Source organism: Streptoverticillium olivoreticuli subsp. olivoreticuli, from assembly GCF_003391135.1.
GTDB classification, from domain to species: Bacteria; Actinomycetota; Actinomycetes; order Streptomycetales; family Streptomycetaceae; genus Streptomyces; species Streptomyces blastmyceticus.
In genome coordinates, this window is sequence record NZ_CP031455.1 from 356,472 (window position 1) to 372,512 (window position 16,041).

The following is a 16,041-nucleotide window of genomic DNA, read 5'->3' on the forward strand; positions in this document are numbered from 1 at the left end:
GGCCAACAGTCATGAACCTCATCAAACGCGCGGGCCTGAGTCTGTGGTCCCGCAAGGGAAAGACCCTGATCATGCTGGGGACCTTCCTGGTCATCTCCGCCATGGTCCTCGGTGGTGTCCTCATCAGGGACGCCACCGCGCAAGCCGGGGAGGCGACCAAGCGCGAACTCGGCGCCGAGGTCAGCCTGGGAATGGACTTCGACAGCCTGAGCAGCGGCGGAAGTCCAGGCACGGCTCCGCAGATCAGCGCGGACGCCGTGGACAAGATCGGAACGTCCCCGTTGGTGGAGAAGTACAACTACAAGTCCTTCAATGGAGCCAGGCTCCTCGACGGGGCCGAAACCACGAGCGACAAGCCCCTCACCCCGGGCATGGATGCCGACTTCACCCTGGCGCACGGCGTCCTTGACTCCTCGCTCCTGCCCGACTTCAGCAGCGGCAAGTGGGAGCTGCTGTCCGGAGAGCCGATCACCGCGGCCGACACGAGCCGCAACGTCATCCTCATCGAGGAGCGGCTGGCGAAGAAGAACAGGCTGAAGGTCGGCGGCAGGATCACGCTCGGCGAAAACGACCCCAAGGGCAAGCGACGGGCCGACTTCACCGTCAAAGGCATCTACCGTGACCCCTCCGACGAGCCCGACCCCGAGTACCAGCAGTTCCCCGGTGACCGGCTGATCGTCCCGGCCACCGCTCTGGCCGCACTCAACTCCGGCGGGGAGAAGGAGCCCGCACAGCTCGGGGGCGCGACCTTCCGGCTCAAGGACCCCGAGACGTTCGACGCCTTCAAGACGGAAGCGAAGAAGACCGCAGGCTCAGCACTCGACGGATTCAAGCTCGGCATCAACGACAAGGCCGTCCAGCAGATGACGGGCCCCTTGCGGAGCATCACCTCGTCCGCGAACGCGGCCATGTGGCTGATCGGCGTCGCCGGTGCCATCGTCCTCGGCCTGCTCACCGCCCTCGCGGTCAAACAGCGCCGCAAGGAGTTCGGTGTGCTGCTGGCGATGGGCGAGAAGAAGTGGAAACTCATCGCCCAGCAGGCCGTGGAGACCGTCGTCGTCGCCACGCTCGCCATCGCCCTGAGCGCGGCGTTCGCCGGAAGCCTGACGCAGAAGGCGAGTGACGCCCTGCTCAGCAGCGAAGCCGCCGCCGCACAGCGGAAGATCGACTCCTGGCAGCCCCCGCCCCCGGGCTCCACGGGCCTGAACGAGGGCATCGACCACGACGACGAGCCGACCAAGGACGCCGACCCCATCGACAAGATCACCGTACGGCTGGATCCCATGGCCCTCGGCACCGTCGCCGGTGTGGGGCTGGGCATCGGTCTGCTGGCCACCGCGATACCCGCCGCCTCCGTCCTGCGGCTCAACCCCCGCACCATCCTCACGAAGGGCAAGTGACCACCGTGACCAGCGCGATGAGCACCCCGCGGCCGCCCGTCCTCAGGCTCTCCGGCGTCAGCCACACCTACGAGGGCCGGCGCCGCAGGACCACCGTGCTCCGCAAGATCGACCTCGACTTCGAGCGCGGCACCTTCACCACGATCCTCGGCCCCTCGGGCAGCGGCAAGACGACCCTGCTCAGCCTGGCCAGCGGGCTGGACAGCCCTACCGAGGGCAGTATCCGCTTCGACGGGCAGGACCTCTCCGGGCTGGGCCTGGGCCGCTACCGCAACAAACACGCCGCGACGATCTTCCAGCAGTACAACCTGCTGACGTACATGACAGCGCTTCAGAACGTCACCACCGCCATGGAGATCACCGGCACCAGGCCCGCCACGGGGACCCGCAAGGCCCGCGCAATGGAACTACTGACACAGGTCGGCCTGGACGACGACACGGCCCGGCGCAACGTCCTCAAGCTCTCCGGAGGCCAGCAGCAGCGCGTCGCCATCGCCCGCGCCCTGGCCTGCGACGTGGACGTCCTCTTCGCCGACGAACCGACCGGAAACCTCGACGAGGACACGGCCGACGGCATCATCCGCATCTTCCAGAACCTCGCCCACGAGCAGAACAAGTGCGTCATCGTCATCACCCACAGCCAGACACTGGCCGCCCGCTCCGACCGCATCCTGACCCTGCGCAAGGGCCAGGTCACCACGACCGGAGGAAAGTGAACGTGCACACCACATGGCGCCTCCTGGCGGCCGCCCCGCTCCTGGTCCTGGCACTTGCGGCCTGCGGTCCGGACAACGGCGGTGACGAGGGCGGGGGCGACGACACCAGCAGTCAGCAGCCCAAGGGGAATAGCTCCAGCGGCTCGGAGAAGGACAAAAGCCGGCTGTCCGAGGCGGAAGTCCAGAAGAAGCTGGAGAAGTACCAGCGGTGCCTGCGCGAGAACGGCTATGCCGGCGGAGACGGCCAGGAACTCCAGTCCGATGGCTCGAATCTCTCGGGGCTCGAGGAGGCTGCGAAGAAGTGCAAGTCCTTGCACCCCTGGGCCGGCCAAGGAGGCGCGAAACAGGAGAACTGATGCCACCCATTGACCGGGGCCGACTGAAGTAGTACAGGCCGCCTGGCCGAAAGGCTTGGCGGCCTGTGGCACGGCGCGGACAGCAGTACGTGCGTCCGACCGTGCGAGCCAGCGCACAAGTTCCTCAGCACGGGCCCGCGGCTTACGACGTGAGACCGGCTGCGACAGCGTCGGAAATCGTGATTCAGCATCTGCCGGACGCGCTCCGACAGGACAACAACGCCCACACCCCGCTCCGACCTGACTCGACATCTCGCCGAACTTCTCAGCCGACCTTGTAGGGTTCTGTATGCCTTTCTTCGTTCTTGCCCTGGCTCTTGGCACCGTCGGCGGCGCCATAACCTACGCGGCCACCCGGACCCACCACACCTCGCAGCGAGTGCTTCTGAGCCTGGTATGGCTGTGGGCCGCCGGCGTCGTCAGCCTCACCTTCGGCACACAGTCGGGTGGCGGCCAGGCGGTCAATTTCTCCCTGCTCGATGTCAGCAACCCCGCCGACGTCGTGGATTTCCTCTTGAACATGGCCCTGTTTCTCCCTGGCGGAATTCTCTTCGCCACGCTCGGATGCCGTCCGCTCACAGCAGGGCTTTTCGGACTGCTCGGATCCCTCGCCGTCGAGACGACGCAGTACCTCGTCCGTTCCGGGCGCACCTCGGACATCAACGACCTGCTGTCCAACACGCTCGGCTGCCTTGTCGGCTTCGCCTGTGCCGCAGCCGTCATCAGCGCCCCCGGCTGGTCGACCCGCGATGGCAGGCATGCCCGTCACGGCCGCCGTCACGTGGGCTGACCGGCATGGGGCGATCTTGCGATTGACTGTACCGGGAGGTGTCCTCCGTGCATCCTCATCAATACAAGACCGTCACGTAGTGACGGAGCAGCAAGTCCTCACATGGAGGAGCCCGGAGGGTTCCTCCATCTTTGCGTTGCGGAGCAACGCTTCAACGAACCGTCACGTAGTGACGGAGCAGCCACTCTCCGGAGGCGCGCGCGCATGGGGCCTGTTATTAACTCTGACACCGCGACAAGCCCCCGTAATACGCCATGCGCATGGGCCATGCGATCTCGCTGCTGCTCCGAGCGGTCCGGGGCCATACCTCGTGGCTGCCGTCACACCCGGAACACCTCGGTAACGAGCGCATAACGCCTATCATCCTCACAGGGAATTCGACAGGCTGGGAGGCTGCGATTGCGCTTCGACAACGGTGGTGGTGACCACTGCCCCTCTCTAGTAGCTCTCAAAAACCTTCCCATCCGGTCAGGAAGCTCACGGCGGCGCCAACTGGGGATGGTGTTCCAGGAGATTGCGGCAGCACTGGAGGATGGCGTGTTGCCCACCAGAGCCCGCCGCGATCTGAGCTATCTCCTTGATGACGCGGTGCTGTGGGATTACGTTCGTGTCGCCGAGACCGGCGCATTGCGCAGCCGCTTGGTGAACGGGGAAAAGCCTCCGACCGCTTCGGCGACCAATAGCGCACGGCTGGACTGTTTGGATCTGATCCGGGACGCGGCAGGATTTCCGTCGATGCCTCGGGACAGGTCGGCGCCTGTCGAGCTGCGGCCAACTCCTGGAAAGGGGGACCTGGCCGCGCTGCGACACCGGCTCGACGATGACCTTCGGATAATCCAGTCCCCCGGGCATGCCCGGTTCATCGCCGTCCTGGCCGTGGTGCTCGACACCCGAGCACGCACCGGCGAACTGGTGACCCAGCGCCTCGCCGACCTCACCGACGACCGCAGCCAAATTCGCGTCGTTCGCCGACCTCAACACGGCACCGGTTTCGAATCAGTTGACGAAATGGTTGCCTTGTCGCCGTTGTGCAGAGAAGCCCTGGCCCATTGGTTGCCCGTCCGGGCCACGCTGACCGAGCCCTTGCAAGGAAGTGCTACTGCGCTCTGGGTGTCGCTGGCCCACAACCATGCGGGAGCCGCCGGTGACGACGGTCGGCATACGCACAGGGTCCCGGGAATGCCGCTGCAACAAAGCGGCCTCATTCGCAGTTACAACCGCGGACGTCACCAGTACGGCCTGGTTCACCTGCTGCCGCCGAAGCTCGAGCAACTCCGACGAGCCCTCGAAGAGATTTCCTGCCCCGGCAGCGCTGTCACCCAGGAAACAGGGTCCCGTCGCCACCCAGCCGATCTCTGAGACTGATCCGCAGGGGTGGCCTCGCCGGTGATGACGCCCCCGACGGCAAAGCCGTTCAGGCCGCCGTCGGCGCCGGCGTTCATCGACAGGATCCGCGCGCGGTGTTCCTCGGACTGACGCTGTCTTCGACGACAGAGAACCATGATGTGATGGTGCCGTGAGTCGCGCTGCAGAAGAGACCAACCGCCGCATGCTCCGGGCGCGGGATGCGATGGACCGCGCCTACGCGCAGCCGCTGGACGTTGCTGCCCTGGCCCGGATCGCCCATGTGTCGGAGGCGCACTTCGCGCGTACTTTTCGGGCCACGTTCGGTGAGACGCCGCATCGTTACCTGCAGCGCCGCCGTGTCGAGCGTGCCATGTTCCTGCTGCGGGAGACCGACCGCAGTGTGACGGACATCTGCTTCCAGGTCGGCTTCGGCAGCCCGGGAACCTTCAGCCGCACGTTCCGCGACATCGTCGGGCGGTCGCCGAGGACGTACCGCAAGGAAGCGGTGTCCGCGGGCGTGCCGACGTGCTTCGCGATGGCGTGGACGCGACCGAGCGACTGAGCGTCCGTCCTGCCCGGGACGTCCGTCGACCGAGCAGTTCTGGATAAGTTTTCGTCCCGCTCGCGCAGTAGCGTGATGCACATGTTCAACGCCATCACGCAATCGCAGATATACGTCCTGGACCAGGACGAGGCCCTCGACTTCTATGTCGGCAAGCTCGGCCTAGAGGTCGCCGCCGACGTCGACCTGGGCTTCATGCGCTGGCTGACCGTCAGCGTTCCCGGTCATCCGGAGCGCCAGATCCTGCTGGAGAAGCCGGGCGCTCCGGCGATGTCCCCGGAGACGGCGGAGCAGGTCCGCGAGCTGGTGACCAAGGGTGCGATGGGCGGGTGGCTCATCCTCACCACGGACGACTGCCGCAAGACGTACGAGACGCTGCTGGGCCGGGGCGTGGAGTTCACGGAGGAACCCACCGACCGCCCGTACGGCACCGACTGCGGACTTCGCGACCCCTTCGGCAACCGGATCCGCTTCACCCAGCCGAGGGTCTGAGGCTTCGGGTTCCCGGCGTTCGGCGACCCGTCCTCGATGAGGTCGTCGGTGCGCGTGCTGTGCCGGATGGTGCTTTCCCATCTCAGTGCCTGTGAACACTGATCGTTAGGGGTGCTTGGTAGTACAGGCCAGCCTTCGCGCCATCAACATGATCATGGACCACTTGACCATGGCTTCGTGGCGCTCGGGCAACCGCTCGTAGTCGCGTACGCATCGACGCCGCTGGAAGATCCACGACAACGTGCGTTCTGCCACCCACCGTCTCGCAGGACCACCCCCCGAACCGCCGCGCCACGGACCGGCGACCGACTCCCGACGGGCACACTCGAGTTCGAACACCACCTTGAACAAGCCCCCACCACGGAAAGATCCCGTCCGATCAGAATCGATCGGACGGGATCTCGTGACCAGGGGTCCGAGTAGTAATCCCAACAGAAGACCGGCACCCTGCGACGGTCTCCGTCTCGGCCCGGGGGCCGGGGATTTCGTCGGCCTGGAGGACTTGAGGTTGATCTTGGCGCCTGATGGTTGCCGTCACCGCCGCAGTACAGCCTCGCGTGCAGCCGGGGTGAGCCGAAAAGGGCGCAACGAGATGATCTTCATGTGACCCCGATCGGGTGATCTGTATGCCGCGGTAAGCGGAAGTTGAGGAGAAGCGACGATGGGTGCTGTTACTGGAGTTCTGGAGCAGCTGCGCCGTGCCTTCGCCATGCTGGACGGGGACGGGGACGGCCGTCTGCGCCCGCCCGGGCGCATCCACGGGCGGGCGCCGTCGTTGTTCCGTCAGGCAGCCCGCTCCAGTTGGTATCACGCCGTCCGGAGGTCCGTGGCTCGTTTCGACGTTCATCGTCACACTCTCCCGATGGGCACCGCGGCGGGCGGGCACGGAGTTGCGTCGCAGAGCTCGTGCGGAGCGAACACTGCGGGATCCCCGCCGCCACGCGACCCGTTCAGGAGGTGGCCCTGGTTCATGCGGCTCGCGTAGCCGATGACCCGGCCGGCCAGCACCGGCACCACCAGGTCCCGGAAGTAAGTGCCGTCCTGTGTCTCGACTTCGGATGCCACGACGCGTTCCTGGAGCAGCCAGCCGCGGTGCGCCGGGTCCCGGACCAGGCCGGCCCAGGTGTCCGCGGGGGTGTCTGCGCCGATGACGACGGACTCGCCGCGACAGCTGTAAGGGGCCTTCATCACCAGACGTTCGCGGTCGGTGACAGCCTCTTCCTCGCGTAGACCGTCGCCGAGCTTGCGGCTGTACGGTACGAGCGCGTCGAGAGCCGCGCACTGCCGTGGGGTGAACAGCCGCCGGAAGCGGGGATCGGACAGGGCCGCCAGACAGAGCTTGTTCTCCGCGACCCAGCGTTCGCCGAGTGCGTTCGGCACCACCAGGTCCCCATCGACCAAGCGCGAGCAGAACGTCTCCCAGTGCCCGACCTCGGCGGGGTCGACCGGAATGTACTTAAGGTATCCCAACCGCAGGGCCTTCGCCCCCTCTGTGTCATCGGGTTCCAGCTCCACCGGCGTTCGTCCGCGCCGCAGCAACTGCGCGCACACCTGGTCGAGTTCGAACTGGGTACTCCAATGCGAGCGGAACACCCCGACGCGTCGGGCGTCCTCCTCGCGGACGCCATGCTCACGCCCGTACGCGATCAACCAGTCCGCGAACCACTCCGGACGTTCCATCGGGGCTTCGGGCACACCCCACTGTGCCAGCAGGTCGCCGAACGACGACTCGCGCCAGAAACGGTGGATCATGCCCGCGGAGATGACACCTCCGGGACTGCTCGGGTTGAACTCCAGCACGCGCACCGAGCCCAGGCTTTCACCCAGCAGGTCCAGGCGGCAGAAGTCCACCCGCAGTCGTTCCGGCTCGGCCTGCTGAAGAATCCACCGGTTCAACACCGGCGGAACGTCCAGGAAGTCCTGCAGTTCGGCGTCACCCGGATAGCGCTGGACCAGGCGCTCCAGGCACTCCACGACCGTCCGCACACGCTGCCGAAGGACGGGCTCGGCCGACGGATTGAGAACCGTGACTGCGGGCATCGCAGGAAACGGGTCCCGACTCCGGCCCGAGGACGGCTTGCCCACCTTCAACAGCCGTTCGGCCACGACCCGGTACCGGACCTCTTCGAACGCGGACAGCACCCGTTCGCCCAGCGGATGCGACGCCCCTGGCGCCCCGGGCAGGGCCAACAGGTCACGCTCGGGATCCCAGAGGGAGAGCTCGCTCTCGACATACTCGGTCATGACCTGTGCAACGAACCGTCTGCCCCGGGGGCTACGTCTCGCGGCCGGGAGTCCGCGTCACGGCAGAGATTCCCCGATGCTCCGGCTGGCCCTCAGCGGCTCGCGCTTCCCGCGCCTCGCCATCGCCGCAGCGCTCTGCTCCACCGTTACCGGGGGTCCGGAACTGGTAAGCGAAAAGGGGCGCGCGTCCGTGGTCGGGTTCGCCTTCACCGAGCTGCTGAACTTCCACCTGCTCCCGAGGCTGAAGAACATCGGCAGCATCCGCCTGTACCGGCCCGACGACAGCCCTCACGGCTGGCCGGCCCTCGGCGGCTCGATCACCCGCCCCATCCACTGGGACCTCATCGCCCAGCAGTACGACCAGATGGTCAAGTACGCCACCGCCCTGCGCCTGGCACCGCCGAGGCCGAACAGGTCCTGCGCCGCTTCACTCGCGGCGGCCCCAAGCACCCCGCCTACGCCGCCCTCGAAGAACTCGGCCGCGCCGTACGCACCATCTTCGCCTGCGACTACCTCGCCAGCCCCGACCTGCGCCGCGAGATCCACACCGGCCTCCAGGTCGTCGAGAACTGGAACAGCGCCAACACCGTCATCCACTACGGCAAGGACGGCGCCCTGACGGGACCGGACAAGGAACACGCCGAGACCAGCATGCTGGCCCTCCACCTGCTCCAGTCCGCGCTCGTGCACGTCAACACCCTCCTGCTCCAGCAGGTCCTGTCCGAACCGGCTTGGGCATCGAGGCTCACGGCCGAGGACCGGCGCGGGCTCACCGCGCTGTTCTGGTCGAACATCAACCCCTACGGCACCTTCCGCCTCGACATGAACAAGCGCCTCGAACTGCCCCTGCCCGCGGCCGTACCCGGTCCGCGCAGCGCGCCAGGCGATGCGGCCAACTTCAAGGCTCCGGCATCATGAGGGCCATCGACGGCCAGGGCGAAGCCCTCGCCGAGGACGAGGTGAACGACCTGCTCAACGTCGACGAGCGCAACGCCGGATGGCACGACGACGAGTCGTATGAGTGGGTCCGCTGACGTCGGCGTCCGGGCGGGAGCCTGAGGCGGCACCCGGGAGAAACCGACGCGAAAGGCCCCGCCCAATGGCGGGCCCCGGAACGTGCGAGGTGCCGCCAGACCCATTGATCCGGCGGCACCTCGTCAGGACGGACAGACCCCGAATTCGCCCAGGTCCCGGCTCCGCCCTATCGCCCCGCGCACCGCGTCGGCGGGACTACAGCTTCGAGGTCATGACACTTTGAACGGCTGGGTGCGTTGCGGTCGTCGCAGCTCATGGACGGTACCGCTGAAGCTCCCGGACAGGCTCCGCGGTCCGCCTGATCCGAAGTCGACACGCCACTCCCCGTCGTTGACGACGACGGTGCGCTCCGCACGGCCGACGTGCACCTCGACTTCCCCCGCATCCGTGTCAGCTGTACCCCAGAGAGAATACAGATTCACGCCCTCACCCACGTTACGGATATCGGAACCGGTGACAGCGAGAGGGTTGTGCGGAGGCTGGGGCAGATCTCCCTTGATTCTCCTCACCACGCCAGCGATCACGGCAGCGTCCCGCGGCAGCTGCCCGTGAGAAACCCCATCGACATACCAGATGTGATTGTTGGAGGCTCCGGGCAGCTCGCTGGCGTCGTTCTCGATTGTGCCATCGCTCCTTGAGATGATTTCTTCGTAATCAGTGGGACCCGGGGTCGGCCCGACATTGGGGGTGTGGTTCAGCGTATTCATGAGACTGTCACCCATGAGGGGAAGCTCGAGCTCACAGGTTGAGTCGCTGACATAATCCGGGAAATTATCCTTCCCGAATTGTGTCGCTTTTCCGTCACTGGAGCAGACAATGTGAAGCCCCATTGTCTTCCAGTAGTTCTGGCCGGCGCCCCGGTTCGGGCCGCCGATGGAGGTCCACGTCCTCACCCGTGACCGGAATTCAGGATCCTGCACGAGAGCGAGTCGGGTGGGAATGCTCCCGAGGGAGTGAGCGACGATTTCGAAGTGCCTGCTGGTACCGAACTTTGCGTTCACGGCTTGCTTGAAGCGCTGAGCGTTCGTAAAGTTGGAGTCTTTCCACTCGCCATAAGCCCAGGCGAAGAGGTCTTCGTCTTTCCAGCCCGCTTCCCTGAACTCCTGCTTCATGCTATCGAAGGCGGAGGCGTCGTCGTTCATGCCGTGCACGAACACGACCGGGAGCTTCTCCGGCGGGGGCGGAGGCGGAGGAGGTTCGGGGTGGTCCTTCTGGAAGCCCTCCCAAATCCCGCCCTTAGGTGAAGTGTATGCATTGATCGCGGCGCCTGTGGAGCTCACGTCAACGCTCCAGTGACTGTCCGAGGGACTTACTTCCCGCACCTCGAGAAAAACGTACGAGATTTTCCCGTCCGTCACGGAGAAACCCATCCACGATGCGGGGTCGCCTATCTCGGAAAACACGGGCACGCCCGGCTTAAGCGCGCTGTGTATGACCCTTCCGTCCGGAAGTGTCAGGCCGAAATCTCCAGAGCCATCGGGCTTGGCTCTTGCTGTAATCTCCGCTCCACTCTCGCTGTATGTCGGCCTCCCTTCACTGTCAAGGTCCGCGAGGCAATGGCCGGGCCCGGTGCAGAGATAGATCTTTACTTCCGTTGGGGTGGAGGGGGTGACGTGTGTGACTGCCTGGGCAGGTAAAGATTGTGCTGCTAATGCCCCGACATCACTGGACGGTTCAATACGTTTACGAGAGGTCATGAAACTTCCTTCCGTGAGCCTCTTTCATCCCACATTGGTGCGCCGCAGTGACGAAGGTTGCTCCACTTCCCTCGCAGCCCAAGGAAACACATGGGAGAACATCCTGACGGCGGTCAGGCGGATCCGGGGGCGTCCGCTGCTCGGAGGACTCCCGGCACCGGCAGCGTAGAACCGTCATGTCCGTGAGCGACAGGGCGCATTTGCGCCTCGGCTGTGTCCCGGGCGTGCTGCTGTGCAACCTGCCATACCCCTTCATGTGCCGCTGCGCTCGTATACGGGGCTGGGGAACATCAGTACAGTGATTGGCGCTGAGAACGATCATGGTTCCCGGGTGGCGGTCTCTGAGTTCGGGCGAGGCTGGTCTGGAGTCGCTGGCGGAGGTCGGCTTCTTCGGTTGTGAGCGGGTCGCCGGGGCGTCGGATGCGGATCCGGCGGGGGCGAGGAATGCCGTCGGCGTCCTGGAGGCCGGCGAAGTCGGCGTGCGCTGCCGCGACGGCTTCGGGGTACGCCTCCTGCTTCTCGTGCTCGGCGAGCGCGCGGTAGATGCTCGCGACGCTGGGGGCCTGACCCTTGCGTTTGCCGGTGGGGATGATCAGGTCGGGTTGGATCTGTTTGACCGACTCTCCGTTCGCGCGGCGACGGAGCACGGTGTGCAGCATGTCCTCGGTGATGACGGAGGCCGGCCGCCGTGCTTGCCTTTGCGGGCTGCCGCGTCGAGTCCTTCGAGGGTCGACTCGCGGATGTTCTCCCGCTCGGTCTCCGCCATCGCTGCGAAGAACGCGAACAGCAGACGGCCGGGGCCGCCCGGGTCGTACATCCCGGGCAGGGGCCCGGCGAGCATTTCCAGGACTAGGCCGTGGGCCGTGAGGTGGTCGGCGAGCGCAGTGAGTTCGGCGGCGTCGCGGCCGAGGCGCTTCATCTCGTACACGGTGAAGATGACCCGGCAGTGCGGGGCGTGCGCTTTGATCTGGCGGGCCAGCGCGAGCGCGGCCTCGAACTGGGGCCGGACGCGGACCCGGGTGCTGATCTTCTCGGAGAACACCTTGTCGCGCGGGATGCCGTGCTTGGCGAGGGCGTCGAGCTGCGACTGGAGTTCCTGGGTGAGCGTCGAGCAGCGCGCGTACCCGATGCGGATGTCGGCGGTCGGGGTGTCCGGCGCGAGGGCGAGCGGGACCGGGGTGCCGGGGCGCCACGGCTGGCCGGGACCACGGTCGGCGGGGGTGGGCACGCGCAGGAGCTTGGCGAGCCGGGGTCGGCCTTGCAGCGGGGGCAGGGGTGGCGCTCGACGTCGTCGGCGTCGCTCGGGGAAGCCTCTTGAGGGACCGTCATGCCCACGGATGCTGTCACAAACGATTCTCAGAAGTGCCCCGAACTCACCTTTGCGAGAGAACGAGTTCTGCGAACCGATCCGGTGTTCCGCGATCTCCACACGGCCCATTTTGATCTTGCTCGGGCAAAGGCCCCCCCCGTTTATGAGAACGCCGGCAGCCTCTCCCTCCGCCGTCTCGGAGCTCCAAGATCATCCCGCTGCCCCTTTTCGGCTTACCTTGGCTGGACCCCCTGAACGCGGCGGGACTCGTGGCCGGTGACGCCGGCGGCGGGGTGGCCCGGCCGTGGTGAGATCTGCGGCCATTGTCGTGTTGGGCGTAGGCAGCGTGAATCGAGGTCGCCACCGAGCCGAGCGGGTCAATCGCGATCGGCCAGCACGCAACGGCAGGTGACGGCGACCAAGTCGTCGATGAGGATCGGCGGCGCTTCACCGGCGAGGAGGTGGCGGCGGCCGGCCGCGTAGGGCACGTCCACCACCGCGAAGGTCACCCGCTGGACGTGCTCCGGATCCGCGCTTCCGTACCGGCGCGACGCGTAGTCGTGCAGTGCGTCGAAGACGGCCGCGTTGACCGTGGCGACCTCGTCGCCGAGTTCGGCCGGCCAACGGGCTGCCAGGTCCTCGCGACGGTAGAGCAGCAGCACGCGTGCCTCATCGAGATGCCCACGCGCCCATGTGTTCACGTGCAGCGCCGCGCCCAGGGCCGCCTCGTCCAGATCGTCGCTCGCGAGGGCCTGCAGAAACCCCAACTGGAACCGTCGCACTGTTCGCAGCCACAGCTTCGCCAGGAGCAGGTCGCGGGAGTCGAACCGGTGGTAGACCGAGCCTACCGGTGCCCCGAGGGCCCCGGCGACAGCTGCGACCGTCGCCGCGTCGGGCCCTCCGGCGGAGACCAACCGCAGTGCGGCGTCCAGGAACTGATCCTCGGTGAACTTCGACGGGCGACCCATGCCACCAATGGTAGGCGACATGTTCTAGAATCCAGATTCTAGAACTCTTCCTCGCTTTCAGGAGGTGCAGAGACACCATGCCCAATCCGCCGGCACCGACGAAGCCCGATCGAGACGACCTCCGCACCCGAGCCCTCGCAGCCGCCGGCGCACTGAGCCTGGCCGTCGGCGTACTGCACCTCGCGCTGCCGTTCTACGGCGGCGCTGGATTCCGGTACTTCGGCGCCGGCGAACACCTCGCCCGCCTGGCGGACCATCAGTCACCGATCCCGACCGTGACCATGGTCGGCATAGCCGCGCTGCTCGCCGTCGCGGCGGCATACGCGTGGTCGGCGGCCGGGCTGCTCCGCCTGCTGCCCGGACTCGCGCCGGCACTGACGGTGATCACCGCGATCTATCTGCTCCGCGGGCTCGCCCTGCTCCCCGAGATCCCGACCAGAGCACTCTCCCCCACATCTCTTCCACTGCGAGAGCTCGCCTTCTCCGGCTTCGCGCTGACAACCGGACTGCTCCATCTCGCAGGACTTCGCGCCGCCGCCTCGCCGCTGCCCGCACGGATACGCCGACGGCTTACCCCTGGCAAGCCACCCGTCTGCCCGGGCCGAGTGCCACGGCCGACAGACGCCGGCCAGATCCCATCACTTCTGGAGACCCTCATGCCCGACATCAGCACCGCGACCTCCCGCCGATGGCCGCTCTGGACGGCGGCCACCATCGCCGCGGCGATCGCCGCCCTCCACCTGTTCGGCGGCACCCCGGAGTTCGTCGGCCCCCTGGTCCACTCAAACCTCGACGCCCCGGTCAAACAACTCTTCCGCGTGCTCTGGCACCTATGCACCCTGCTACTGGCCTCGCTCCCCGTGGCTCTGGCCTGGGCCGCACGTGCCGACCGCCGAACCGCGCGGCCACTTCTGGCTTATGTCTGGTTCATCGCCGCCGCGTTCACCGGCGTATTCTTCGCCATCGACCTGGACGCCTTCGGCTCAGCGGTCCTCACCCTGCCGCAATGGACCTTGTTCATCCCGCTCCTCATACTGATCCCGCTGGCCACCTGAGTGTCCGTGAACAAGCTGGTCCACAGTTTTCGGCGGGTGGGCCGGTTCAGCGACAGCTGCGTGCAGAAGCAGGGCCTCTTGGTAGTCCAGGGGTGACGAAACCATCCGGACGCACAAGAAGCCCTGCCATGCCGTTGCAACCCCTGTCCGCATCTGCCGTCATCCCGTCGACGGAATCGCCCTGTTCCTGCGTGGCCTGCCGCTGGAGGCACGGAACCATCCGCCGCCGCGACGGGCACCGTCTGGGCGCCTGGCTCGCCCAGGCCGACGAATCCCAGGTCAAGGAAACCTGCACCTTCACCAACGGGCTCCGCAAAGGACCTCGACGCCGTCACCGCCGGCCTCACCCTCCCCCTGAACTCCGGCGCCGTCGAAGGCAACGTCACGAGAATCGAGCTCCTCAAACGCCAGCACAACGCCCGGGTCGGCTTCGGCCTTCTCCGGAGACGCATCCTGCTCGCGCGCTGACCAGCCGCAGGCCGCTTCACGAAAGCTCCGAAGAGCCAGAGCACGTCCGTTGACAGTCCATCAGCCTGCCGGGACGTCGGGGGCCGCAGAGAACCAGTCGGGACTGTACCTCTCGTGTACGAAGACCAGTACGCCCCCGGGGCCGTGCATGGTGTACGTCTTGAACGCACAGAGCTGATCGCCGCCTGCGGGCCACCGGGCACGGCCGACGTTGTGCAGTCGCCGTACTGTGGTGAGCCCGGCCCGGCTCAGTGCGAATCCGAGGGGCCGTTCCGGGTCTCCCATGGCCGCGTCCAAACGGGGGTCACGTGCTGTCGGCGCGACGACCTTGTTGAGTGAAATCGTCGCACCGCCTGGCGTGAGCAGGCGGCTGTGGCGCAACCAGCACAGCTCTTGATCCTGCAGGTGCAGTGCGGACACCGCTTCGGTGTCGCCGAGGGCGTTCGCGCGGGTCTGCTCGATGGCGTCGGTGCGGATGTCCAGCAGCGCTTGTGACGCGGCTTGGAGGAGCACCGTGGTCAGGCCGTCTCCTGCCAGCAGTATGCGGGTGGCCGGGGAGGTGAATTGTGCGATGCGTGGGTCCAGGTTCTCCGAGTGGGAACGAAGGGGTGAGGGAACGGCGGGGGCCGTCTGGTGCACGAGGGCAACCTTCGCTGGGAGGTGGGGTGTTCGTACGTCAGGGCTGTCGGGGATGCGTCAGGGGTGGTCCGGGTACTGACCCTGGGGCGAGGGGAGCGGCTTGCGTCCCCATGCCGTGCGCAGTTCGAAAAATCGCTCCCGGGTGTCGGGCCGGCGCACGTAGTCGAGTACCTCGTCGAGCGCGGCCGGCCGCATGCCGTTGGTGAGGAGGAAGTGCCGGGACTGGCGCAGGGTGCCCTCGACGAACTCGGTGAACCTATGGTCCGCGCCGACAACTGGCTGGTACGCGTGTGTCCCGGTCGCAGTCAGCCCCAAACCGGCAAACGCCTGCGGGTACCGGTTCGCGAAGTGCAGGTCGCTGCCGATCACCTCGGCCATCATCCGGAAGTGCCCTGTCACCGCTTCGCGGTAGTGCGGGTGCAGCAGCTGCGCTCCGGGAAGCATGACGGCGTCGGTGAGCACCAGCAGTCCGCCCGGCTTGAGCCAGGAGAGCATCCGGGGCAGTAGGTCTTCACGCTCATGTACATGCATCAACACCAGGCGTGCGTGCACCAGATCGAACTGGCCCGGCTGGAATCCAGGATCGGTGATATCCGCCTGGAGCACGTCCAGTTCGCCGGAGCATTCTTGGAGGAACGCCGTGTCGCGGTCCACCACAGTGACCCGTGCCCCCACCTGCCAGCTCAGCCAGTGACTGAGGGTGCCGTCCCCGCTCCGATGTCCAGACAGTGCCAGCCGCACCCGACACCGAGCCCCAGCAGCACGTCTTGGCTGACCGGGTCCAATCCGCAGGCCATGCCGCCCAGACGCTCCCGCTCGCCGTCGCATCCGGAGGAGAACAGCACATCGCCATAACGCTGTGCGGATGAGTCCACTGAGTCCACAGTCATGCCCCGACCAACGATCCACCAGCGCCTTCGTCACCTCAAACGCAACTGCAGTACGCAGTACAGAGTGACGACG

At 66.6% G+C, this 16,041-nt stretch carries 15 protein-coding genes and 1 pseudogene; 9 read left to right on the forward strand and 7 right to left on the reverse strand.

Annotation, left to right across the window (positions count from 1 at the left end; genetic code table 11):
- Positions 1-11: 11 nt before the first annotated feature.
- The 7 genes from DXZ73_RS01515 (at position 12) to DXZ73_RS01545 (ending at position 5,663) form a co-directional block, all read left to right on the forward strand.
- Positions 12-1,400 (forward strand): ABC transporter permease, encoded by a 1,389-nt coding sequence (locus tag DXZ73_RS01515; RefSeq protein WP_116209254.1) that lies wholly within the window; start codon positions 12-14, stop codon positions 1,398-1,400.
- Entirely contained in the window at positions 1,397-2,116 is a 720-nt protein-coding gene (locus DXZ73_RS01520) for an ABC transporter ATP-binding protein (protein WP_240351066.1), read from the forward strand. The genes DXZ73_RS01515 and DXZ73_RS01520 overlap by 4 nt, the downstream gene beginning before the upstream one ends.
- 2 nt (positions 2,117-2,118) lie before the next feature.
- Complete coding sequence (locus DXZ73_RS01525; RefSeq protein WP_116209255.1) at positions 2,119-2,472, forward strand: hypothetical protein; 354 nt, start codon at positions 2,119-2,121, stop codon at positions 2,470-2,472.
- A 289-nt stretch (positions 2,473-2,761) separates the two neighbouring features.
- Positions 2,762-3,262 (forward strand): VanZ family protein, encoded by a 501-nt coding sequence (locus DXZ73_RS01530; RefSeq protein ID WP_116209256.1) that lies wholly within the window; start codon positions 2,762-2,764, stop codon positions 3,260-3,262.
- A gap of 498 nt (positions 3,263-3,760) precedes the next feature.
- Positions 3,761-4,621, forward strand: a complete 861-nt coding sequence (locus DXZ73_RS01535) for a hypothetical protein (protein ID WP_205519077.1) — start codon at positions 3,761-3,763, stop codon at positions 4,619-4,621.
- Between the two features lie 157 nt (positions 4,622-4,778).
- Positions 4,779-5,171, forward strand: a complete 393-nt coding sequence (locus DXZ73_RS01540; protein WP_205519078.1) for a helix-turn-helix domain-containing protein — start codon at positions 4,779-4,781, stop codon at positions 5,169-5,171.
- A gap of 81 nt (positions 5,172-5,252) precedes the next feature.
- Positions 5,253-5,663 carry a VOC family protein gene (locus tag DXZ73_RS01545; RefSeq protein WP_116215356.1) on the forward strand — a complete coding sequence of 137 codons (411 nt, stop codon included), beginning with the start codon at positions 5,253-5,255 and terminating at the stop codon, positions 5,661-5,663.
- Between the two features lie 849 nt (positions 5,664-6,512).
- On the opposite strand, the gene DXZ73_RS01555 is transcribed toward DXZ73_RS01545, so the two are convergent.
- The gene (locus tag DXZ73_RS01555; RefSeq protein ID WP_116209259.1) at positions 6,513-7,907 is read right to left on the reverse strand and encodes a hypothetical protein; all 1,395 of its coding nucleotides are present in this window, start codon (positions 7,905-7,907) and stop codon (positions 6,513-6,515) included.
- Between the two features lie 76 nt (positions 7,908-7,983).
- On the opposite strand from DXZ73_RS01555, the pseudogene DXZ73_RS39045 reads away from it, so the two are divergent.
- Positions 7,984-8,825 (forward strand): annotated as a pseudogene (locus DXZ73_RS39045) (Tn3 family transposase).
- Between the two features lie 326 nt (positions 8,826-9,151).
- Here DXZ73_RS39045 and DXZ73_RS01565 read toward each other — a convergent pair.
- From DXZ73_RS01565 to DXZ73_RS01575, 4 genes are all read right to left on the reverse strand, one after another.
- A complete protein-coding gene (locus DXZ73_RS01565) occupies positions 9,152-10,639 on the reverse strand; it encodes a lipase family alpha/beta hydrolase (RefSeq protein WP_116209260.1) in 1,488 nt (495 codons plus the stop codon).
- A 290-nt stretch (positions 10,640-10,929) separates the two neighbouring features.
- Complete coding sequence (locus DXZ73_RS39050) at positions 10,930-11,298, reverse strand: hypothetical protein (protein WP_240351068.1); 369 nt, start codon at positions 11,296-11,298, stop codon at positions 10,930-10,932.
- Complete coding sequence (locus DXZ73_RS01570; RefSeq protein WP_240351070.1) at positions 11,232-11,867, reverse strand: recombinase family protein; 636 nt, start codon at positions 11,865-11,867, stop codon at positions 11,232-11,234. The genes DXZ73_RS39050 and DXZ73_RS01570 overlap by 67 nt, the downstream gene beginning before the upstream one ends.
- 458 nt (positions 11,868-12,325) lie before the next feature.
- Positions 12,326-12,916, reverse strand: coding sequence for a TetR/AcrR family transcriptional regulator (locus DXZ73_RS01575; RefSeq protein WP_162889951.1), 591 nt, complete (start codon positions 12,914-12,916; stop codon positions 12,326-12,328).
- Positions 12,917-12,993: 77 nt separating this feature from the next.
- On the opposite strand from DXZ73_RS01575, the gene DXZ73_RS01580 reads away from it, so the two are divergent.
- Positions 12,994-13,971, forward strand: coding sequence for a hypothetical protein (locus DXZ73_RS01580; protein WP_116209262.1), 978 nt, complete (start codon positions 12,994-12,996; stop codon positions 13,969-13,971).
- A 528-nt stretch (positions 13,972-14,499) separates the two neighbouring features.
- Here DXZ73_RS01580 and DXZ73_RS01585 read toward each other — a convergent pair.
- Positions 14,500-15,078, reverse strand: a complete 579-nt coding sequence (locus tag DXZ73_RS01585) for a hypothetical protein (protein WP_116209263.1) — start codon at positions 15,076-15,078, stop codon at positions 14,500-14,502.
- A 57-nt stretch (positions 15,079-15,135) separates the two neighbouring features.
- Positions 15,136-15,906, reverse strand: coding sequence for a class I SAM-dependent methyltransferase (locus tag DXZ73_RS01590; RefSeq protein ID WP_116209264.1), 771 nt, complete (start codon positions 15,904-15,906; stop codon positions 15,136-15,138).
- Positions 15,907-16,041 lie beyond the last annotated feature (135 nt).